Here is a 19,254-nt window from a genome sequence, read left to right on the forward strand (position 1 = left end):
GCGATCTGAATTATTTCTTGTTGTAGTCTTCGGCAGGTTTGTCATTCAAGTTAGCCCAGGCATTTTTAGTCGCTGGAGATAACTCAAGACCCACTACAATATTTTTTGGAGGAATTGGACCCAAGAACCATTTATTCCATAGGCCAGGCATTTTGCCATTCGCAACAATATTGGCAATTGCTGCATTCACCGCTGCCTTGAATTCTGGATCATCCTTACGAACCATAATAGCAATCGGTTCTGTACTCAACACTTCACCCACAATCTTGTAATCTTTTGGGTTCTTAGAGTTTGCAATATTGCCTGCCAAGATTGAGCCATCCATCACGAATGCATCAGCACGGCCAGACTCAAGCAATAAGAAGCTGTCAGCATGGTCTTTACCGAATACTTCATCAAAGTTCACGCCATTGGCTTTTTCATGCTTGCGGAGTAATTGCACAGAAGTTGTGCCGGTTGTAGTGGCAACTTTCTTGCCTGCCAACTGTGCAATAGATGTGATTCCTGAATTTGCTTTTACTGCAATGCGTACTTCTTCAACATATAAGGTATTAGCAAAGCCAACATCCTTAGCACGGGCAGTGTTATTAGTAGTTGTACCGCACTCAATATCTACGGTGCCGTTTTGTACTAAAGGCACACGATTCTGAGAAGTTACAGGCTGGTAATTGATGCGCAATGTGCTCATGCCAAGCTTGTCTTTAATACTGCCCAAAATCATGCGGCAAACTTCAACGTGGTAACCGTCAAAGCGGCTATCACCAGTTGTATATGACATAGGTATAGAAGATTCGCGCACCCCCATAGTGACGGCACCACTGGACTTGATTTTGTCCATCGTAGCGCTTGCAGCATGAGCACTGATGGCGCTAATGAATAGCCCAGCAACCAGGCCAGCTTTAATTAAAGACTTGCTCTTCATCGTTTTCTCCTGTTTTTTACTTCTATCTATTTGGCAAAAATAGCCACACCTGCATTTATAGCAAATTTATGGTCGCTATACGCTTATTAAGGCCTGTATTTGAAGGTTTTTAATGTAATTAGAGCGCTAAGAAAGTGAAAACTTAGGGTATTGGAGGATTTGGCCTGCCCAGCACGATTCGAACGTGCGACCTACGCCTTAGAAGGGCGTTGCTCTATCCAGCTGAGCTATGGGCAGTTATATGCTGGTATATCTAGAACAATAAGGGAAAGTGGTCGGAGTACAAGGATTCGAACCTTGGACCCCCTGCTCCCAAAGCAGGTGCGCTACCAGGCTGCGCTACACTCCGACGGAACCAATATTCTACACCGATAGGGTTATTTGAGGCAAATCGGGTAAGATTCGGGGCATGGTTGCCTATTTTTCCAGCAAATTACCAAAGCAAATTCAAGCTGCTTTAGCAGTAGCTTTGCTCATGGTTTGCATGATGGGAACCCATTGGATTGGTTTTGCTCATAGCGTTTCACACGCGAGTTTTCAGCAACATAGCATTAGCCAATCTTCCGCAGGTGAATCAACTCCCAGTTATACCCATAGTTCAGAAGTCTGCCATCTATTTGACGCATTGACCCTCGCTAGCTTTATGTCTGGCGAATCAAATGGATCATCAACTCTAGATGCAGCCAGTTTCACACCAGCTCTCTCCCCAGTATTTAGTACTGCGCAAGCTGATCCGTCAGCCTACCAATCGCGCGCTCCCCCAGCATTTCTTCTATAAATCGCTTTATTTACTAGGCACCTTGCCTAGTACTGGATTTATCTAAGCCTTCATTTAGGCTTTAGAAGTTGAGGGATTCAAATGCATCACAAGAAAAAAAGATTATTTAAACGACGATTGCTTTGCGTCTTGATTGCCGGGCTATCAGCCAAGCAAGTGATTGCACAGACACAGGTTCCGAGTCTTGAGATTACTGCGACTGGGAGTCAAGAGGCGACGCAAAGTATTTTGACGCCTACCAAAATATTGCAAGGTGATGAGTTACTCAATAAATTGGGTACGACCTTGGGGGCTACGCTCGCTAATGAGCTAGGGGTTTCTGCCACAGGCTATGGCGCCGGATCTTCCCGTCCTGTTATTAGAGGCCTGGAAGGCTCACGAGTACAGATTTTGCAAAATGGTTTATCGGTCGGCGACGTTTCGAATATCTCCCAAGATCATGCAGTTGGAAACAATATGCAAAATGCTCACCAAGTGGAAATTTTACGTGGCGCAGCTGCCCTGCTTTATGGTTCGGGCTCTAGTGGCGGTTTGGTCAACGTAGTAAATGATCGTATTTTGACGAATCTTCCCGATAGGCCAACAGGCGCTATCAATACTAGCTATGAAACGGTGAATAACGGACGAGCAGGCTCATTAGAGGTAGATGGTGCATATGGCTCTGTAGCGGTACACGTGGATACGGCCATTAACAATGCGAATAACTATCGTATTCCGGGAAATTCAACGCAATCACAGGGTGAGCCTGTTGGTGGCTGGACAGTTCCACCCGATGGTAATGGCGGAAACAATTACACCGGTAAGTTACCGAATTCATACAGCAACCAAAATAATTTGGGCGTTGGTGTCTCCTACATCGGACAAAATGGATATACGGGCATATCGGTTGAGCGTTTAAATAATAACTATGGCATTCCGACCCCTGAGGGTGGATCAATTAATCAGTCACAAAATCGATACGACTTCCAGCATCAAACCCGAGATCCTTTTGATGGGTTCTCTTCATTCAAATTTAGCGCAGCAAACTCCAACTACAACCATACTGAATTTACCAATGTAGGTGAGGCAGCCGCCGTATGGAAAAACATTGCCAATGAGGCTCGGTTTGAACTGGCACATAACCCGATAGCAGGATGGAAAGGCATCTTTGGGGCACAAGCTTCTGCAGCCTCTCTTAATGCTACTGAGGTGGGCACGGGTAGCTATGCCATTGTTCCCCCAACCAAAACGAACTCAAATGCAGTCTTTTGGATTGAAGAAGGTCAATGGAACTCGCTACAAGGTAATCTAGGTTTACGCTACAACAACGTGGCGCAAAAGCCGAATCTAGGTACTGCTTTAGAACAACAATCAACTGCTGATCCAACCGGTACCACGCCACTCATTACATTACAAAATCGCAACTTTAATTTGCTGTCGTATTCAGCGGGCGGTCTTTGGAACTTTATGCAGGGGCATGGCATTGGCGTTGCCTATACCGTATCGCAGCGTGCGCCTAGTGCGCAGGAACTCTACTCCTATGGTGCTCATGAATCCACGGCAACCTTTGATATTGGCAATCCCAATCTCAGCAAAGAGACTTCACATAACCTAGAGTTCAATCTACAAAAAACGAGTGGCCTTATGCGTGCGAAGGCTAGTATTTATGCCAATCGATTCAATAACTATATCTACGGCTTTTATACAGGCAGCTCTATTGTTGGTGGTGCTGCGAATGGCTTCGATGTAGTGACTGCTCAACAAGCAGCCGCAACGATCAAAGGCATTGAAGGTGAACTGACCTATAACTGGCGTGAAAAAGGTTTGGGCGGAAGAATATTTGGCGATGTATCGCAAGGCAGCTTTGATGCCGGCGGCAATCTGCCACTTCAACCTGCTCCGCGCTTAGGTGCTGAGATTGCCCACGAACGAAACGGTTGGTTAACGAATGCTACTTATATCTACAGCTATCAACAGAATCGTCTGGCTTCTTGGGAACAAGGTCCAGCACCAAGTTACAACCTGCTCAATGCCGGAATCTCTTATACAGAGAGAGTTAAAGAAGTGAACTGGACGATTTATATGAATTTGAAGAATTTGCTGAATGAGCAAATTCGTTATGCTACTACGCCAATGGCGGTAAGACTCTATGCTCCGCAACCCGGAAGAAGTGTGATGGTTGGTTTACGGGCTACGTTTTAATAAACCTCAGGGACGTACATCTCTGGGGGTACAGGTCCGCGCAAGTAATCTGGGTTGTGCACACGCGCAGGCAATTTAATCGTTGGATGGTCAATTTCTTTGTAAGGAATTTGTGTCAATAAATGACTGATGCAATTTAATCGTGCTTTTTTCTTATCATTTGCAGCAACAACCCACCAAGGAGCCTCTGGAATATGGGTGCGCTCCAACATGGTTTCTTTGGCCTTTGTGTAGGCCTCCCATAAGCGTCGAGCCTCTAAATCCATTGGACTAAGCTTCCATTGCTTTAATGGGTCATGAATACGCATCATAAAGCGGTTGTACTGTTCATCATCAGAAATAGAAAACCAATATTTAATTAAGATGATGCCCGAGCTAATCATCATCCGCTCTAAATCGGGAACGGTTCTGAGAAACTCTTCATACTCTTTCTTGGTACAAAATCCCATCACCTTCTCTACACCAGCCCTGTTGTACCAGCTACGATCAAAGAGTGCGATCTCACCACCGGCTGGCAACTGGGATATGTATCGCTGAAAATACCATTGAGTCTTTTCTCGTTCGTTTGGCGCAGGTAAAGCAACCACCTTGCAGACGCGTGGATTTAGTCGTTGAGTGATGCGCTTAATTGCCCCGCCCTTTCCCGCTGAATCGCGACCCTCAAATAACACGGCAACTTTAACTTTATTGGCCACAACCCAATCCTGTAGCTTTACCAGCTCACCCTGTAGGCGAAACAGTTCTTTGAAGTATAAGTTTCTTGGTATCTGGGAATGGCTATCGCCATCTGGAGACAGACGATCATCATCGAGCTCCATTTCAAGCTCTTCGTCCATGCTGTCAAGTATCTCTACCTGGGCACGGCGATACCACTCGGCCATCTCTTTATGTTTAGACGTCATCAGTTCCACTCCTATTTAATACTTATACAGAGTGAAAATGACATTTTTATTACATTAACTGCAAATCAGCCTTTATTTGCCTGGAAATAGCCTCTTGACTTTGCATTGCAAGCCATTTTCGGTCCCTAGAAGTTGCTGAATTAGATCTAGAGGGTGGCAAAAAGCTTAATTCAACCATTAAATTTCGATCATTCAAAATATTAGACATAGACTCTAACAATCCCATTTCCCCAATAAAAGCGCAAGACTTATTGCATAAGCCTGTAATTGAAGACTTGTAAGAAATCGCTAAGGAATAAACCGGAACATCGGAAATGATGGCTGATTCAAATAAATTTGGCTTGAATGGTAGAACAGTATCCCCATCGGTAGAGGTACCTTCAGGAAAGATACATACTGACTGAGCATGTAGCACCTTTGCCACTTCACCCGCAATAAGTCTTGCATGGCGCGAATTGTCGCGTTTAATAAATACCGTTCCTAATTGCTTTGCCATCCATCCAAAGATTGGCCAATTCGCCACCTCAGACTTGGCAACAAATCGGATTGGCCTAAATGCATTTATGGCGTGTATATCCATCCAGGAAATATGGTTTGATGCCAAAAGAAACGGGGTTGATGGAATAATCTCTGGGTTTTTTACCTCTAATTCAATGCCAAAGATCGAGAGCAACTTTAGCGACCAATTTTGAATATGCTTATTTCTAGATTTCTGATTGGCAAAAGGAAAGCACAAAAATAAGATTGCCAGACCTACAATGACATGAGTCCAAATCTGAATCCATCGAAAGAAGTTCGATAAAGATTGATTCTTAGGGGATTGGCTATGTTGACTACTCATATAGATCATGAATATAAATCATGTTGCAAAGAAAGTGCTGTCGTCACAAAAGTGTCTTGAAACTGTCATGCTAGTTTCATACTGGGTTGGCTTAATACGGATTCATGATCCATTACAAAGCCATCTGGATTTCAGACATACACCTAGGAACGTCAGGGTGTCAGGCGAACTACCTCCTTGATTTTCTAAAGCATAACGAAGCAGATAAGTTCTATCTTGTTGGCGACATTATTGATGGGTGGAGACTTAAAAAATCGTTTTATTGGCCGCAAGAGCACAACGATGTAGTGCAAAAACTATTACGCAAGGCCCGTAAAGGTACGGAAGTCATTTATGTACCCGGCAACCATGATGAAAGCGCAAGGCAGTTTTTTGGGCTTTCATTTGGTGATGTCAAAGTCATGGAAGAAGTGATTCATACAACTGTAGATGGGAAACGTCTATGGGTTACGCATGGCGACCAATTTGATGGCGTAATGCAATATGCAAAATGGCTCGCTTATGTAGGTGATACGCTCTACTCCTTCATTTTGTATATAAACCGCTATTTCAATATGCTCCGAGTAAAGATGGGGCTCCAGTACTGGTCCCTTTCTCAATACCTCAAGCATCAAGTTAAAAATGCTGTCAGCTACATTGCAGATTTTGAACACATCATGGCTAGGGAGGCTCGTTTACGGGGTTGTGATGGTGTTGTCTGTGGCCACATTCACAAAGCTGAGATTCGCGAGATAGATGGCCTGCTGTATTGCAACGATGGTGACTGGGTTGAAAGCCTCACTGCATTAGTTGAAACACAAACAGGTGAACTAAAAATCATTCACTGGCCCCATATCAAAGGCGAACCAGTTGAAATCAATCAGTTAACCACCCAAGCCGTAATTGAATCAATTATAGAAGAGGTAGCAATATGAAAATTATGATCATCACTGACGCATGGGATCCTCAGGTAAATGGTGTCGTGCGAACCCTAAAGCAAACTCGCGCAGAATTAATTGCGATGGGTCATGAAGTTGAAATGATTACCCCTAATGGCTTTAAATCCATCCCATGTCCTACCTACCCCGACATTGCACTATCCATATTTCCTGGCAAGGAAGTTGCACGACGCATCAAAGAATTCGCTCCAGATGCTATGCATATAGCCACAGAGGGTCCTTTGGGCTTATCTGCGCGCTCATATGCAGTAAAGAATGACCTTCCCTTCTCTACCGCTTATCACACTCGATTTCCAGAGTACGTCAAAGCACGAACTGGCATGCCACTTGGCATTACCTATGCATTCATTCGCTGGTTTCACAGTCGATCTATGGGTGTAATGGCACCAACCATCGTCGTAAAAGATGATCTAGAAAAGTATGGTCTAAATAATGTTGTTCTTTGGTCGCGTGGCGTTGATTTAGATATTTTCAAGCCTCAAGAATCGAAAGCGCTCAATACAGCCCATCCAATCTTTCTATATGTTGGTCGTGTAGCCATTGAAAAAAACATTAATGCATTTTTGGAAATTGATTTACCTGGTTCAAAATGGGTTGTAGGAGACGGTCCAGCTATGGCTGGCATTAAAGAAAAATACCCAGATATTAACTATCTAGGCGTATTGCAACAGCATGAATTGGCTAAGGTATACGCGGCTGCAGATGTGTTTGTCTTCCCCAGTAAGACTGACACATTTGGACTGGTGCTGCTAGAGGCAATGGCTTGTGGAACCCCAGTAGCAGCTTACCCGGTAACTGGCCCCATTGATGTTCTGGGGCATTCAAAAGCTGGGGCCATGAATGATGATTTACGCAAAGCATGTATAGAGGCCCTCAAAATTCCTCGTGAAGTTGCCCGTGCACATGCTGAAAAATTCTCATGGAGAGCGGCAACTGAAGAGTTCGCCAGACATCTCAAGCCAGTACCTACACCAGCAGTGCATATCACTGCTATTGCCTAAGGTGAAATCATTTTGAGCAAGCCCTATCACATCGATCAAAACCCACATAAGGGTAATCGTGGCCTTGCTCGTGCATGGCATGCTGCAAAAAATTCATGGTGTGGATTGGTTTATGCGTTCAAAGAGGAAAGTGCATTCAGGCAAGAACTTACCCTCTTTGTATTTTTATCGCCTATTGCGATTCTTTTGCCAATCAATTATTTCGAGAAAGCATTATTAGTTACATCGCTCATCATGGTTTTGGTGGTCGAATTACTGAATTCCAGCGTTGAGGCAGCAATCGATCGCATCTCCTTTGAGCATCATGATTTATCAAAACGAGCAAAAGACTTTGGGTCTGCGGCAGTCATGTTGGCATTAGTTGTTGCACTACTCCTTTGGACTGCTATATGTGCGCCCATTTTTTTCAGGTAACAGCAATTTCACTCTTAATCAATTGAATCAATATAAGGTTAACTATGTCTGATATCCCAAATCCGATTGGTGCATTTGAAATCTTCTCCCCAAAAAAGGAGAAGAAGTTAAAGCTCAAAAAAGTTGATGCTCTAAAGAAATTATCGAAAAAACTAGCGAAAAAGCTTTTCGGGAAAAAATTTGCCAGTAAATCAAGAGCTCAATTAACTAGCGAAGATATTGCTGTTGCACCAAAAGCAGCAAAGCCCAAGAGACCAGCATATAAGATTGAATGGGCTAGCAGTGTTAATGAAATTAAAGAAGCTCAGCGCCTTCGTTATAAGGTATTTGCAGAAGAAATGGGCGCAAACCTCGCTGAAAATTCGGAAGGACTAGACATCGATGAATTCGATGCTTATTGTGATCACCTGCTGATCAGAGATCAAGATACGCTCAAGGTTGTAGGTACTTATCGCGTGCTACCTCCCCACAAGGCTCAAGAAATCGGCCGCTTATATTCAGACACTGAATTTGATCTTTCTCGCCTAGATCATCTTCGCCCCAAATTAGTAGAACTTGGAAGATCATGCGTTCATCAAGACTATCGCTCTGGTGCTGTCATTATGGCCTTATGGAGTGGTTTGGCACAGTACATGCTCAAAAATGAATACGAAATTATGCTGGGCTGTGCGAGTATTCCGATGGCAGATGGCGGTCACTTTGCGGCAAGCCTCTATAACTCTCTGGGTAGTGAGCAAATAGCGCCAACTGAATTCCACGCCTTTCCACGTCTAGCGCTACCCTTGGACAGACTTAATGGCGGTCTTGAAGTAGATGCACCACCATTGATCAAGGGCTACCTTAAATTAGGCGCAAAGATTTGCAGTGCTCCAGCTTGGGATCCTGACTTCAACACGGCAGACTTACTAACCATGCTACGTCTTTCAGATATTAATCCGCGCTACGCAAAACACTTTCTAGGCATTTAACTACTTTAGGTGAACTTTATAAGTGCGACCGACTCGCTCCCACTCGGCCGCTTCCTTTTGTAAGCTAAATTCGGTAAGTGGATGGCTCAGTGCCCAGTCCTTTGGGATTTCCACAGCGAATGCGCCATTATTTTCAGATACTTTTACCTTGGGCAGGTTCACACCACTTCTGCCACGGCACAACACTTGCGCTAATCGTAGACAAAAGAGCATGCGCCAATCATTAAATGCATGGTTATTTGATAGCTTTCCTAGCTTTCCTGTGTGACCAAGCAACAAGGCCGCTAAACGTGCCTGATCATTCTTTGAGAAGCCAGGCATATCAGCGTTTCCAGCAATATAAGCAGAATGTTTGTGATATCCATTGTGGGATATGGATAGACCAATTTCATGAAGATTTGCAGCCCACTGTAATAAAGCGATATTGTCCGCCCTATTTTCGATATCCGATTTGGGTAATTGCGTTAGAAATTCAGCTGCAAACTTCCCAACCCTTTCTGCCTGCTCTCGGTCTACGGTATAGCGCTGCATAAATTGCTCAACGGTGACATACCGCATATCGTGATGCTGTGAGCGACCCAATAGATCATAAAGAACACCTATGCGCAAAGCAGCATCGGTCACTTCCATACTTTCAATATTTAACTCATCAAACGCTGCAAGCATAATAGCTAGACCGCCGGGCCACACAGATCTACGATCGTCTTTGAGGCCAATCAACTCAACTTGATTTACATGTTCGTATTTGAGAAGATGTTTTTTAAGATTCTTTAATCCCTCCCTCGTGATCAGGCCACTACCACCATTAACCCTACCCATTGTCAAGCCGTCACCATGGCCATTAAAGTTATTTTCGGCAATAAGCTCTGCCAATGCTCGGGCCGTCCCCGACGAGCCGATAACTTGATTCCAGCCGCTTTTTAAATAGGCTCCAGATATGACCTGGATCTCTCGACGGGCAGCCAATTCAGCCTCTTTAAATGCATGTGAATCAATATTGCCTTTCGGGAAAAATCTCAAGCTATGGGATACGCAACCAATGTAAAGGCTCTCCATTAATTTAGGCTCATAACCCTTTCCAATAATGAACTCTGTAGAGCCGCCTCCAATATCAATTACCAATCTATTGCCATGAACCGCTTGAACCTCATGAGCTGCTCCAATGTAGATTAAACGTGCCTCTTCTACGCCTGCAATAACTTCAATCGGAAAGCCCAAGGCCTTCTCAGCATCGGCTACAAATTGCGAAGCATTCTTAGCCACGCGTAATGTATTGGTAGCAACAGCTCTAACATTTGAGGGATTAAATCCCCGAATACGCTCGCCAAAGCGCCGAATTGCAACAAGTCCCCTTTGATATGCGTCATTTCCAAGCATTTTGTGCTCAGTTAATCCTGCTGCTAGACGCACGGTCTCTCGTAATGTATCAATTGGACGTAATTGAGTGCCAGAAGGGGTGTTGACGGCCTGTGCAACCAATAGACGAAGGCTGTTAGACCCTAGGTCAACAGCAGCAACTAAGTCCGAGGAATTGATTGAAGTATCAGTAGTCAAGCTATGAGTCTACTCTAAATAACGCATACCCTAAATTGCCAAGGCTCGCCTTAGATTAGGCCGCTAAGTTTTGCTCGGAGCTTGAACAATTTAGACTTCCAAAGCTACAGAAAATGCAGCAATCTCCTGACTTCGGCTTAAGAATCTGTTTGCATGCTGGGCAACGATATAGATGATGTGTGGCCCCTGCGGGAACAGTCAGTGACTCCATTGCAAGGCAATGAGGACAGGTAATGATGGAGTGCTGGTATAGGGTTAAATTAGTCACCCACTCATACTGCTTGTTTAATGTTACAGAAATATGACAGTAAATTAAGCTTGACTGTCATATTACTTTGCTAGGATTAAATCTTATTCATTTTTAGCAAAGACTATGAGCAAATATCAATATGAAGATGCCGTTAAACAACTTCAAGAAACCGGCGCAATCAGTCTGAATGACTTTAAAAAACTTCCATATGAAGACCTGGTTGAGCTTCTAGAGGAAATTAAGGTTTGGTGTTTATATGCCAATGGCAAAACCGATAAACTCACCAAAGAATCAAACAAAAAAAAGAAAAAGAAAAAAGAGTAGTGATTAGGCGCTTATACGTTCTTTAGGAAAGCGCAACATAAAAGTACTGCCCTTCCCAGGAGTACTTTCAATCAGCAATTGAGCCTGATGTCTATTGGAGATATGTTTGACAATCGCCAAGCCCAGTCCAGTTCCACCAGTATCCCTAGATCTACTTCTATCAACTCGATAGAAGCGTTCTGTCAAGCGTGATAAATGCTCTGAAGCAATGCCTGGACCGGTATCTGTGACGGAGAATTCACCCTGACCATTGGAGTTCATTTGCCATTTAACTTCAACAGATCCGACATCGGGGGTATAGCGAATTGCATTTGAAACAAGATTGCTAAAGGCAGACAAAACCTCTTTCTCATCGCCTAATAAATTGTTGGGAGTTAAAGAAGTAAAACTTAATGCGTGACTACCATGAGAAAGGGCCTCAGCATCATTCTTAAGAAGTGCCATTAAGGTTTCAATCTTGATGACATTTAAACTCGCTGGCAAAGTATTTGCCTCAAGATTGGCAAGTGTTAGTAAGTCTTCCACAAGACTCTTCATCCGCTTTGCCTGAGACATCATCATGTCAAAATATTGATCTTGCTGAGACTTCTCAAGATCCAATGATTGAACGGTTTCTAAGAAACCCATCAATACAGTAATAGGCGTTCTCATTTCATGCGAAACGTTCGCCACAAAGTCTCTGCGCATGGCATCTGCCTTTTGCAGGTCGGTTACATCTTGCACTAAAAGGAGGTGACGCTTTTGACCAAACGGAAAAGCTTGAAGCATTAAGCTAAGACTACCGTCTTGACCCATGCGCTCAAGTAGTAATGGTTCATCGAAGATTTTCTTATTGAGGTATTGAACAAATTCAGGACGGCGTATCAAAAAATTAATGCGTTGCATCACATCTCGTCTAAAACTTAACCCAAAGAAATGCTCCGCAATACTGTTACACCATTCAATTTGATCATCCCCATCTAGCATGACAATGCCATTTGGAGAAGCTTGGAAGGCCTCAATAAAGTGATCATGCTGTTGCTCTGTGGTTCTAATTCTTTGCTTAAGATTTCGGACTAAGCGCTGGAGGCGAAAAAATATTTCCTCCCAATAGCCGCTCGGAAGCGACATGTTTTCTACTGAATCTTCTAAAACATGCCTTCTCAGACGCGCTAAATTTATGTAGGTATATAGCAAGGGAATAGCAAGAATGAATATGCCAGTAGCTATTCCCCAAACTTCACCCCAATTGTTAAAGACAATAAAGGCACAGACAAATGCCAAGCAAATGATAGTTGCAAAACGGGTAAGCGCAGAAATCATGCTGCAATCTTAGATCATCTTCTGGTTTGACTGCCAATTAGCAATAAAAGTCAGGAGAAACTGGCCTAGGATTCTGTGGGGGTCTTGGTAATCCGATACCCGCTACCCCTGACTGTTTCGATATAACGGTCGCAATCAAAAGGGCTAAGGGCAGCACGCAATCGTTTGATATGCACATCTACCGTTCTTTCCTCAATATAGACCTCATTTCCCCATACCTTATCCAGCAGGCTCCCGCGAGAATGGACTCGCTCGGGATTAGCCATAAAGTACTGCAAAAGCCGATATTCTGTTGGACCTAAAGAAATCGGTCTTGGGTCTTGGTTTGGCCATATTGCAAGCACCCGATGCGAGCTGGGATCTAACTTCAAGGGGCCAACAGCCAATGGCCCCGTATCTTCTACAATAGTGCTTCTTCTGAGCAAAGCCTTAACTCTAGCAATCAACTCTTTGGGTGAGAATGGTTTAGTAACGTAGTCATCCGCGCCGGAGTCTAGTCCCGACACTTTGTCTGACTCATCACTTTTGGCTGTCAACATCAGGATTGGCAGACCTCTAGTGCGATCATTTGATCTGAGCTCCTTTGCAAATTGAACGCCAGATTTTCCCGGTAGCATCCAATCCAGGATTAATAAGTCTGGTAGGCTTTCTTTCATGAGAGAAAGCGCCAATTCAGTTTGCATGGCCTTTTCAACCTTATAGCCTGCATGAGTGAGGTTAATCGCAATCAACTCTGCGATTGAAGGCTCATCTTCAACGATTAATATGCGCTGAGTCACAATTTTCCCATGCCTACTGCTTATTAGCCTCTCGGACCAAATCTTCATGCGGCATGTGTCGCACATCAGACCCCTTGGCAATGTAAATCACGAATTCAGCAATATTTTTAGCATGATCACCGATTCGTTCAATTGCTTTAGCTATAGTCAACATGTCCAAGCCGGTTGTGATGGTATGAGGATCTTCCATCATGTAAGTAATCAGCTTGCGAACAAAAGCCCTGAATTCTTCATCGATCTGGCGGTCTTCCTGGACAACCTCAGCAGCTGCAACTGTATCTAGGCGGGCAAATGCGTCCAAACTTCTTCTCAAAAGAGAAATTGCCATTTGACCAGAGAGGCGAATCTCAGCAACATTAATATTACTAGTAACGCCAGAATCAATAAGGCGTTTAGTGCGCTTAGCAACCCGTTCAGCCTCATCGCCCGCACGCTCAAGATTAGTAATCGCTTTTGATACCGCCATCACCAGGCGTAAATCGCGTGCAGTTGGCTGTCTGCGAGCAATTAATTCTGTGCAGGCAGAGTCGATTTGAATTTCCAAATCATTGACTAGCTTTTCATTTTCAATAACAACGTTACAGGTATCGAGGTCCATTTGCGTGAATGCACGCATAGCGGTAGCGATTTGTGATTCTACCAACCCGCCCATTTCTAATAAACGGCTGGATAGGGAATTTAAATCGGCATCGAATTGTGATGATAGGTGCTTATCTGGCATGTAATTCTCCAATTAACCGAAACGGCCGGTTATGTAATCTTCGGTTTCTTTGCGTTTGGGCTTAATAAAAATCTCATCAGTTTTGCCGTATTCAATCAAGCTGCCTAGGTACATATAAGCCGTATAGTCCGAAACACGAGCTGCCTGTTGCATATTATGGGTCACGATAGCGATGGTGTAATCATTTTTAAGCTCATGAATCAACTCCTCAACCTTGCCGGTAGAAATTGGATCTAAAGCTGAAGTTGGCTCGTCTAGCAAGATGACGGACGGCTTGACTGCTACACCCCGTGCAATACATAAACGTTGTTGTTGACCGCCCGAAAGAGATAAACCACTTTGATTGAGTTTATCTTTTACTTCATTCCATAAAGCAGCCTTATTTAAGGCCCACTCAACACGCTCATCCATTTCAGAGCGGGCAAGCTTTTCATATAAACGTACACCAAATGCAATATTTTCATAAATCGACATCGGGAATGGAGTCGGTTTTTGGAATACCATTCCAATTCGAGAGCGAAGTAAATTCAAGTCTTGGCCTGGTTCTAGAATATTTTGACCATAAAAATTGATCTCACCCTCAGCTCGCTGCCCTGGATAGAGGTCATACATGCGATTAAGTGTGCGCAAAAGCGTTGACTTACCACAGCCAGATGGACCGATGAAAGCAGTTACTTTGCCTTGTTCGATATCAAGATTGATTTTCTTAAGACCTTGGAATGCGCCATAATAAAAATTAAGGTTACGAACCTCAATAGCGTTCACTGCCGCGTTTTTCGGCTCTTGGTTTAATGTATCCACTCTACCCCCTTGACTATCAATCTCATTTAAGTCAAACATTGTTCTCATATTACTCATCATCCCTGTACCTTATCTCGGAATACAACACGAGCAAGGATATTTAATCCAAGCACTGCAAATGTAATTAGTAATGCACCGCCCCATGCAAGATCAACCCAGTTGTCATAAGGACTCATCGCGAACTGAAAGATAACCACAGGCAAATTCGCCATTGGCGCATTCATATTCGTTGAAAAGAATTGGTTATTCAATGCCGTAAACAGCAAAGGTGCTGTCTCACCGCTAACGCGTGCCAGAGCAAGCAAGATACCCGTCATCACCCCACTTTGCGCTGCTCGCAAAGTAATCATAAAAGCTACCTTCCACTTGGGTGTACCTAAGGCATAAGCAGCTTCACGCAAACTGCCAGGCACAAGACGCAACATATTCTCGGTAGTACGAACTACAACCGGAATCGCAATCAGAGCTAAGGCGATAGTGCCAGCCCAACCAGAGAAGTGTCTTACCTGTGCCACTACAAATGCATAAACGAATAGTCCGATAACAATGGATGGCGCTGAAAGCATGATGTCGGTCACAAATCGAGTGACTGCAGCAACCTTGCTACGGTCGCCATACTCAGAGAGATAAAGGCCAGCAAGAACACCAACGGGAGTGCTAATCAAGGTACAGCAGCCAATTAACATCAAGCTACCTACAATGGCATTAGCAAGACCGCCACCTTCAGATCCTGGGGCTGGAGTACTGTGCGTAAACAAATCTAGATTGATAGAGGAGAAGCCCTTAATAACTAGTACGCTCAGGATCCAAAACAAAAAGATCATGCCTAAGCCCATGGCGCACATGGATAAAGTTAGACCAATTTTATTTGCGCGTTTACGACGAGCGAAAATTTCTGGATTGATATTGGTGGCTTTATTCATGATTTCAAGCCTTGCTTCTTCTCCATATTGTTCAGCATCCATTTAGCGCATGCTAGAACAATAAAGGTAATGATAAAGAGCGCGAGACCAAGCGCAAATAAAGAAGATAAATGGTTTCCTGCTTCAGCCTCTCCGAATTCATTGGCTAGAGTTGAGGCAATAGATGTACCTGGTGCAAATAATGAAGCTGATAAGCGTTGTGAGTTTCCAATAACGAAAGTAACCGCCATGGTTTCGCCAAGTGCACGACCCAAGCCTAACATGACGCCACCAATTACACCCGCTTTGGTATAGGGAAGCACTACATTTTTTACCACTTCCCAGGTGGTACACCCAATACCGTAAGCAGACTCTTTAAGGACTGGAGGAACAATTTCAAATACATCACGCATAACAGATGCAATGAAAGGCAATATCATCATGGCCAAGATGAGGCCTGCACAAAGAACGCCAATACCATTAAACGCACCAGAAAATAAAATGCCTAAGCCCGGAATCTTTCCGAGCGTAGCGGCTAATGCAGGCTCAATGTAGTCACCAAATAGTGGTGCGAATATAAATAGGCCAAACATACCGTAAATAATGGAAGGAACTGCAGCCAACAACTCTACGGCAGTGCCTAATGGGCGACGCAGTGGGCCAGGGCAAAGTTCGGTAAGAAATACTGCAATACCAAAACTCAAGGGAACAGCAATTAGCAAAGCAATGAAGGATGTGACCAAGGTGCCGTAGATAGCAATTAAGCCGCCAAACTCACCATTCACAATATCCCACTCTTGGGTGAAGAAAAAACCAAGTCCAAATGTACTGAGCGCTGGCCATGCATTGATTACCAAGGAAATGATAATGCCCAATAAGGCAATCAATACTGAGCATGCAAAAAACTGGGTAATTGCGTGGAAAAGGAAATCCTGCACACGCTGGAGCTTAGCAATTCTAAGCGCTTGTGGTGTAGGCGCTGAATGAGACTGAGCGTTATCGATCATGAATTAATCATCGTTAAACATACAAACAGCCCCACCATGGTGGAGCTGTTTGGAACTTCAAAAAAGGAATTAAATTGCAAAATTTACTTCGTTACTATCTTAGTGAATACATTCTTGCGAATATATTCAGTTGTTTTATCCGGCATTGGCACGTAATCTAAATCTTCTGCCATCTTTTTGCCATCCTTGAAGGCAAAGTCAAAGAACTTTAATACTTCAGCCACGTTCGTTTTGTTCTCTGGATTCTTGTAGATTAAGATAAAAGATGCGCCTGTAATTGGCCAGGATTTAGCACCAGGTGCATTGGTAATAAAGGTGCCCATGCCTGGAATGGTAGACCAATCAGTACCTGCCGCTGCTGCAGCAAAAGTTATATCATCAGGTGCAACATAGTTACCGTCTTTATTCTTCATAGAAATAAAGGTCATTTTGTTTTTCTTGGCATACGCGTACTCAACATAACCAACAGAGTTCTTAACGCGGGTTACGTTAGCTGCCACACCTTCGTTACCTTTGCCGCCTACAGTGGAAGCAGCTGGCCACTTAACAGAAGCGCCTGAGCCTACTGCATCCTTAAACAGGGTGCTGGTTTTTGCTAAGTAATCAGTAAAAATGGCTGTTGTACCAGATCCGTCGGCACGGACAACAACAGTAATAGGACCGCTAGGAATCTTCACACCTGGGTTCATGATGGCAATTCGCTTGTCACCCCAGTCAGAAATCACGCCCTGGAAAATATCGGCCAATGTTGGACCGTCCAATTTAATTTCACCTGGTTTCACACCGTCGACGTTAATGACTGGAACTACGCCGCCAATGATCGCTGGGAACTGAACGAGGCCATCAGCTTCTAGATCTTGAAATTTCACTGGATTATCGGTGGCACCAAAATCTACAGTCTTTGCCTTGATTTGCTTGATACCGCCAGAAGATCCAATAGATTGATAGTTTAAGTTTGAGCCTGTTTTAGCTTTGTAGGCTTCAGCCCATTTTGCGTAAATTGGGTAAGGAAATGTTGCACCAGCACCTGTCATGTCCACTGCAAATGCGGCAGGAGCAAGTGAAATAGCGCTAATCACTAGTGCTTTTTTCAAGAAAGATTTCATTTAATCGGTCCTTTGATAGGTATAACGCAACGTTGCGATAGTAGGACGATACGACTCGATTATGACAGTTCTATGACATACCAAAAACACGCTTTTTAGGGGCTCTAAAGGCTATTTTTGCCCAATCAGCTGTCTCAACTTGGCGGCAAATGCGGTGTTGTCATCAACCCCTTTAAAGACCTGAGAACCCGGCCCAATCGCCGCAACTGTGATTGGGGTCGGAGTATGGCCAGAGGTACCCCAATAAAAGCCAGTCTGCCTCGCAATTGCTAAAGCAAGAATATTCGATGGCAGGTAATTTGAGTTGGGTTCAAGTTGTCCACTATTGAGGATCTTTTCTCTTAAATCATCCTCAAGCACCAAACCCGGGAATCCTTCTTGCAGCAGCTTATCAAGGGATGTCTTCAGTTCTGAGCTTGATGCCCCCTGCTTTACTGTTGCCTTGAATTTTTCAAAAAATTTATTTAAGGACATGGTGTACCGCTCTATTTGCTTCAATTGATTAGGGGTAACATTTTGATAGTTAGAGGGACCTGCTGGCCCTAGATTTTTTCGGCCATAGGTAGGTGAAAATCCACCAGTCTCATGATCGCCAGTAACAATAATCAATGTGTCTGGATTCTGCTTCTGAAACTCTAAGGCAACTTTGACGGCATCATCAAATGCCCAGAGATCTCGCATTAAGGCGGCCACGTCATTTTGATGCCCAGCTGAATCAGTATTTTCATTCTCGGCAAAGAGCACAAAGCCTTTATCTTTTGCCTGTTTAGCATTGAGGACCTTCAAACCGGTAGTCACCATTTGAGCAAGGTTAGGCATTTCTTGAGGGTTACGATCTATCTCGTAATCAATATCTTCTTCTGCAAACAATCCGAGCAGCTTATTGTTTCTTACTAAATTGAGCTCAACTGGAGTGCTGATATACTGATAGCCCTTAGCTTTAAAGATCTCAACAATATTCTGATCGTCTTGACGCTTTCCTCCTGCAACAGTTTTTGGCAAGAAGAAATTCAAGCCGCCGCCCATCAGCACATCGGGTACAAGTTCAACATATTGATTAACGATTGATTCATTGTCACGCCTAGATTTCGCATGCACACTAAATGCCGCAGGGCTAGCGTCATAAATGGGGGCGGTGCTAATAAGCCCTATTCGCTTGCCATTTTGTTTGGCTATCTGCATTAAAGTTGGTGGCGATTTTCCATCAGGCGTTATAGAAATCGCACCATTGTTTACCTTATATCCCGTAGACATGGCAGAGGCAGCTGCTGCAGAATCGGTAACAAAATAGTTCGCTGATTCGGTTTTCATCAGCTGATAGTGACCTCTGGCCATCACGACATCAGTAACCGCAAAAGGCTGCTGGCGTAATTGGGCGCTAGAGTAACGACCAAATTCATATTGACTATTGGTAGCGCCATCAGCAAATAGAATGATGATATTTTTGGGCTTACTCTGAGCTGTCTGCGCAACTACAGGCTGCAGAGATAGCAAAAAAGCTATTGAGAAGAATACAAATGCAGCCCTCAGTCTTGCAGTCAGGCTTCTGCAATTCATCATCTT

At 43.9% G+C, this 19,254-nt stretch carries 20 protein-coding genes and 2 tRNA genes; 7 read left to right on the forward strand and 15 right to left on the reverse strand.

Annotated features, from left to right (window positions below):
- Positions 1-10: 10 nt before the first annotated feature.
- The 3 genes from FD968_RS05335 to FD968_RS05345 form a co-directional block, all read right to left on the reverse strand.
- Positions 11-922 carry a transporter substrate-binding domain-containing protein gene (locus FD968_RS05335; protein WP_215367848.1) on the reverse strand — a complete coding sequence of 304 codons (912 nt, stop codon included), beginning with the start codon at positions 920-922 and terminating at the stop codon, positions 11-13.
- Between the two features lie 160 nt (positions 923-1,082).
- Positions 1,083-1,159, reverse strand: a tRNA-Arg gene (locus FD968_RS05340).
- A 35-nt stretch (positions 1,160-1,194) separates the two neighbouring features.
- Positions 1,195-1,271: transfer RNA gene (locus tag FD968_RS05345), tRNA-Pro, on the reverse strand.
- A 60-nt stretch (positions 1,272-1,331) separates the two neighbouring features.
- On the opposite strand from FD968_RS05345, the gene FD968_RS05350 reads away from it, so the two are divergent.
- Entirely contained in the window at positions 1,332-1,700 is a 369-nt protein-coding gene (locus FD968_RS05350) for a hypothetical protein (protein ID WP_215367849.1), read from the forward strand.
- An 81-nt stretch (positions 1,701-1,781) separates the two neighbouring features.
- Positions 1,782-3,881, forward strand: coding sequence for a TonB-dependent receptor (locus FD968_RS05355; RefSeq protein ID WP_215367851.1), 2,100 nt, complete (start codon positions 1,782-1,784; stop codon positions 3,879-3,881).
- On the opposite strand, the gene ppk2 is transcribed toward FD968_RS05355, so the two are convergent.
- On the reverse strand, positions 3,878-4,783 hold the full coding sequence (gene ppk2 / locus FD968_RS05360; RefSeq protein ID WP_215367853.1) for a polyphosphate kinase 2: 906 nt from the start codon (positions 4,781-4,783) through the stop codon (positions 3,878-3,880). The genes FD968_RS05355 and ppk2 overlap by 4 nt on opposite strands.
- A 49-nt stretch (positions 4,784-4,832) precedes the next feature.
- Positions 4,833-5,624: a 1-acyl-sn-glycerol-3-phosphate acyltransferase gene (locus FD968_RS05365; RefSeq protein WP_215367855.1), complete on the reverse strand. Its 792-nt coding sequence runs from the start codon at positions 5,622-5,624 to the stop codon at positions 4,833-4,835.
- A 104-nt stretch (positions 5,625-5,728) separates the two neighbouring features.
- Between FD968_RS05365 and FD968_RS05370 the strand changes: the two genes are divergently transcribed.
- Genes FD968_RS05370 through FD968_RS05385 form a run of 4 tightly spaced genes read left to right on the forward strand, consistent with a single transcriptional unit; the run spans position 5,729 to position 8,945 of the window.
- Complete coding sequence (locus FD968_RS05370; protein ID WP_251367654.1) at positions 5,729-6,538, forward strand: UDP-2,3-diacylglucosamine diphosphatase; 810 nt, start codon at positions 5,729-5,731, stop codon at positions 6,536-6,538.
- Complete coding sequence (locus FD968_RS05375; RefSeq protein ID WP_215367857.1) at positions 6,535-7,563, forward strand: glycosyltransferase family 1 protein; 1,029 nt, start codon at positions 6,535-6,537, stop codon at positions 7,561-7,563. Before FD968_RS05370 ends, FD968_RS05375 begins: the two co-directional genes overlap by 4 nt.
- Before the next feature lie 12 nt (positions 7,564-7,575).
- Positions 7,576-7,977: a diacylglycerol kinase gene (locus tag FD968_RS05380; RefSeq protein WP_215367859.1), complete on the forward strand. Its 402-nt coding sequence runs from the start codon at positions 7,576-7,578 to the stop codon at positions 7,975-7,977.
- A gap of 44 nt (positions 7,978-8,021) precedes the next feature.
- Positions 8,022-8,945, forward strand: a complete 924-nt coding sequence (locus FD968_RS05385; protein ID WP_371817750.1) for a GNAT family N-acetyltransferase — start codon at positions 8,022-8,024, stop codon at positions 8,943-8,945.
- Here FD968_RS05385 and FD968_RS05390 read toward each other — a convergent pair whose 3' ends face one another.
- Together FD968_RS05390 and FD968_RS10595 are read right to left on the reverse strand one after the other, a co-directional pair.
- Positions 8,946-10,499 (reverse strand): Ppx/GppA phosphatase family protein, encoded by a 1,554-nt coding sequence (locus FD968_RS05390; protein ID WP_251367655.1) that lies wholly within the window; start codon positions 10,497-10,499, stop codon positions 8,946-8,948.
- A 55-nt stretch (positions 10,500-10,554) separates the two neighbouring features.
- Positions 10,555-10,710 (reverse strand): GDCCVxC domain-containing (seleno)protein, encoded by a 156-nt coding sequence (locus tag FD968_RS10595; protein ID WP_305848947.1) that lies wholly within the window; start codon positions 10,708-10,710, stop codon positions 10,555-10,557.
- 162 nt (positions 10,711-10,872) lie between these two features.
- On the opposite strand from FD968_RS10595, the gene FD968_RS05395 reads away from it, so the two are divergent.
- The gene (locus FD968_RS05395) at positions 10,873-11,073 is read left to right on the forward strand and encodes a hypothetical protein (protein WP_215367861.1); all 201 of its coding nucleotides are present in this window, start codon (positions 10,873-10,875) and stop codon (positions 11,071-11,073) included.
- 3 nt (positions 11,074-11,076) lie between these two features.
- On the opposite strand, the gene phoR is transcribed toward FD968_RS05395, so the two are convergent.
- From phoR to FD968_RS05435, 8 genes are all read right to left on the reverse strand, one after another.
- Positions 11,077-12,375 (reverse strand): phosphate regulon sensor histidine kinase PhoR, encoded by a 1,299-nt coding sequence (phoR, locus tag FD968_RS05400; protein ID WP_215367863.1) that lies wholly within the window; start codon positions 12,373-12,375, stop codon positions 11,077-11,079.
- A 65-nt stretch (positions 12,376-12,440) separates the two neighbouring features.
- Complete coding sequence (gene phoB / locus FD968_RS05405) at positions 12,441-13,154, reverse strand: phosphate regulon transcriptional regulator PhoB (protein ID WP_215367865.1); 714 nt, start codon at positions 13,152-13,154, stop codon at positions 12,441-12,443.
- 13 nt (positions 13,155-13,167) lie between these two features.
- On the reverse strand, positions 13,168-13,875 hold the full coding sequence (gene phoU, locus FD968_RS05410; protein ID WP_215367867.1) for a phosphate signaling complex protein PhoU: 708 nt from the start codon (positions 13,873-13,875) through the stop codon (positions 13,168-13,170).
- Positions 13,876-13,887: 12 nt separating this feature from the next.
- On the reverse strand, positions 13,888-14,715 hold the full coding sequence (gene pstB, locus FD968_RS05415) for a phosphate ABC transporter ATP-binding protein PstB (protein WP_371817757.1): 828 nt from the start codon (positions 14,713-14,715) through the stop codon (positions 13,888-13,890).
- A gap of 17 nt (positions 14,716-14,732) precedes the next feature.
- On the reverse strand, positions 14,733-15,599 hold the full coding sequence (pstA, locus tag FD968_RS05420) for a phosphate ABC transporter permease PstA (RefSeq protein WP_215367869.1): 867 nt from the start codon (positions 15,597-15,599) through the stop codon (positions 14,733-14,735).
- Positions 15,596-16,585: a phosphate ABC transporter permease subunit PstC gene (gene pstC / locus FD968_RS05425; RefSeq protein WP_215367871.1), complete on the reverse strand. Its 990-nt coding sequence runs from the start codon at positions 16,583-16,585 to the stop codon at positions 15,596-15,598. The genes pstA and pstC overlap by 4 nt, the downstream gene beginning before the upstream one ends.
- Positions 16,586-16,668: 83 nt before the next feature.
- The gene (gene pstS, locus FD968_RS05430) at positions 16,669-17,691 is read right to left on the reverse strand and encodes a phosphate ABC transporter substrate-binding protein PstS (protein WP_215367873.1); all 1,023 of its coding nucleotides are present in this window, start codon (positions 17,689-17,691) and stop codon (positions 16,669-16,671) included.
- A gap of 111 nt (positions 17,692-17,802) precedes the next feature.
- On the reverse strand, positions 17,803-19,251 hold the full coding sequence (locus FD968_RS05435; protein WP_215364402.1) for an alkaline phosphatase: 1,449 nt from the start codon (positions 19,249-19,251) through the stop codon (positions 17,803-17,805).
- Positions 19,252-19,254: the final 3 nt, after the last annotated feature.

Source organism: Polynucleobacter sp. AP-Titi-500A-B4, assembly GCF_018688095.1.
In the GTDB taxonomy this organism is placed as follows: domain Bacteria; phylum Pseudomonadota; class Gammaproteobacteria; order Burkholderiales; family Burkholderiaceae; genus Polynucleobacter.

Coding starts and splice junctions, on each gene's coding strand:
- FD968_RS05395 (WP_215367861.1), top strand. CDS start 10,873: ATGAGCAAATATCAATATGAAGATGCCGTTAAACAACTTCAAGAAACC.
- pstB (WP_371817757.1), bottom strand. CDS start 14,715: ATGTTTGACTTAAATGAGATTGATAGTCAAGGGGGTAGAGTGGATACA.
- FD968_RS05350 (WP_215367849.1), top strand. CDS start 1,332: ATGGTTGCCTATTTTTCCAGCAAATTACCAAAGCAAATTCAAGCTGCT.
- phoU (WP_215367867.1), bottom strand. CDS start 13,875: ATGCCAGATAAGCACCTATCATCACAATTCGATGCCGATTTAAATTCC.
- pstS (WP_215367873.1), bottom strand. CDS start 17,691: ATGAAATCTTTCTTGAAAAAAGCACTAGTGATTAGCGCTATTTCACTT.
- FD968_RS05375 (WP_215367857.1), top strand. CDS start 6,535: ATGAAAATTATGATCATCACTGACGCATGGGATCCTCAGGTAAATGGT.
- FD968_RS05435 (WP_215364402.1), bottom strand. CDS start 19,251: ATGATGAATTGCAGAAGCCTGACTGCAAGACTGAGGGCTGCATTTGTA.
- FD968_RS05370 (WP_251367654.1), top strand. CDS start 5,729: ATGATCCATTACAAAGCCATCTGGATTTCAGACATACACCTAGGAACG.
- ppk2 (WP_215367853.1), bottom strand. CDS start 4,783: ATGACGTCTAAACATAAAGAGATGGCCGAGTGGTATCGCCGTGCCCAG.
- pstA (WP_215367869.1), bottom strand. CDS start 15,599: ATGAATAAAGCCACCAATATCAATCCAGAAATTTTCGCTCGTCGTAAA.
- FD968_RS10595 (WP_305848947.1), bottom strand. CDS start 10,710: ATGGAGTCACTGACTGTTCCCGCAGGGGCCACACATCATCTATATCGT.
- phoR (WP_215367863.1), bottom strand. CDS start 12,375: ATGATTTCTGCGCTTACCCGTTTTGCAACTATCATTTGCTTGGCATTT.
- FD968_RS05335 (WP_215367848.1), bottom strand. CDS start 922: ATGAAGAGCAAGTCTTTAATTAAAGCTGGCCTGGTTGCTGGGCTATTC.
- FD968_RS05385 (WP_371817750.1), top strand. CDS start 8,022: ATGTCTGATATCCCAAATCCGATTGGTGCATTTGAAATCTTCTCCCCA.
- FD968_RS05365 (WP_215367855.1), bottom strand. CDS start 5,624: ATGAGTAGTCAACATAGCCAATCCCCTAAGAATCAATCTTTATCGAAC.
- pstC (WP_215367871.1), bottom strand. CDS start 16,585: ATGATCGATAACGCTCAGTCTCATTCAGCGCCTACACCACAAGCGCTT.
- FD968_RS05355 (WP_215367851.1), top strand. CDS start 1,782: ATGCATCACAAGAAAAAAAGATTATTTAAACGACGATTGCTTTGCGTC.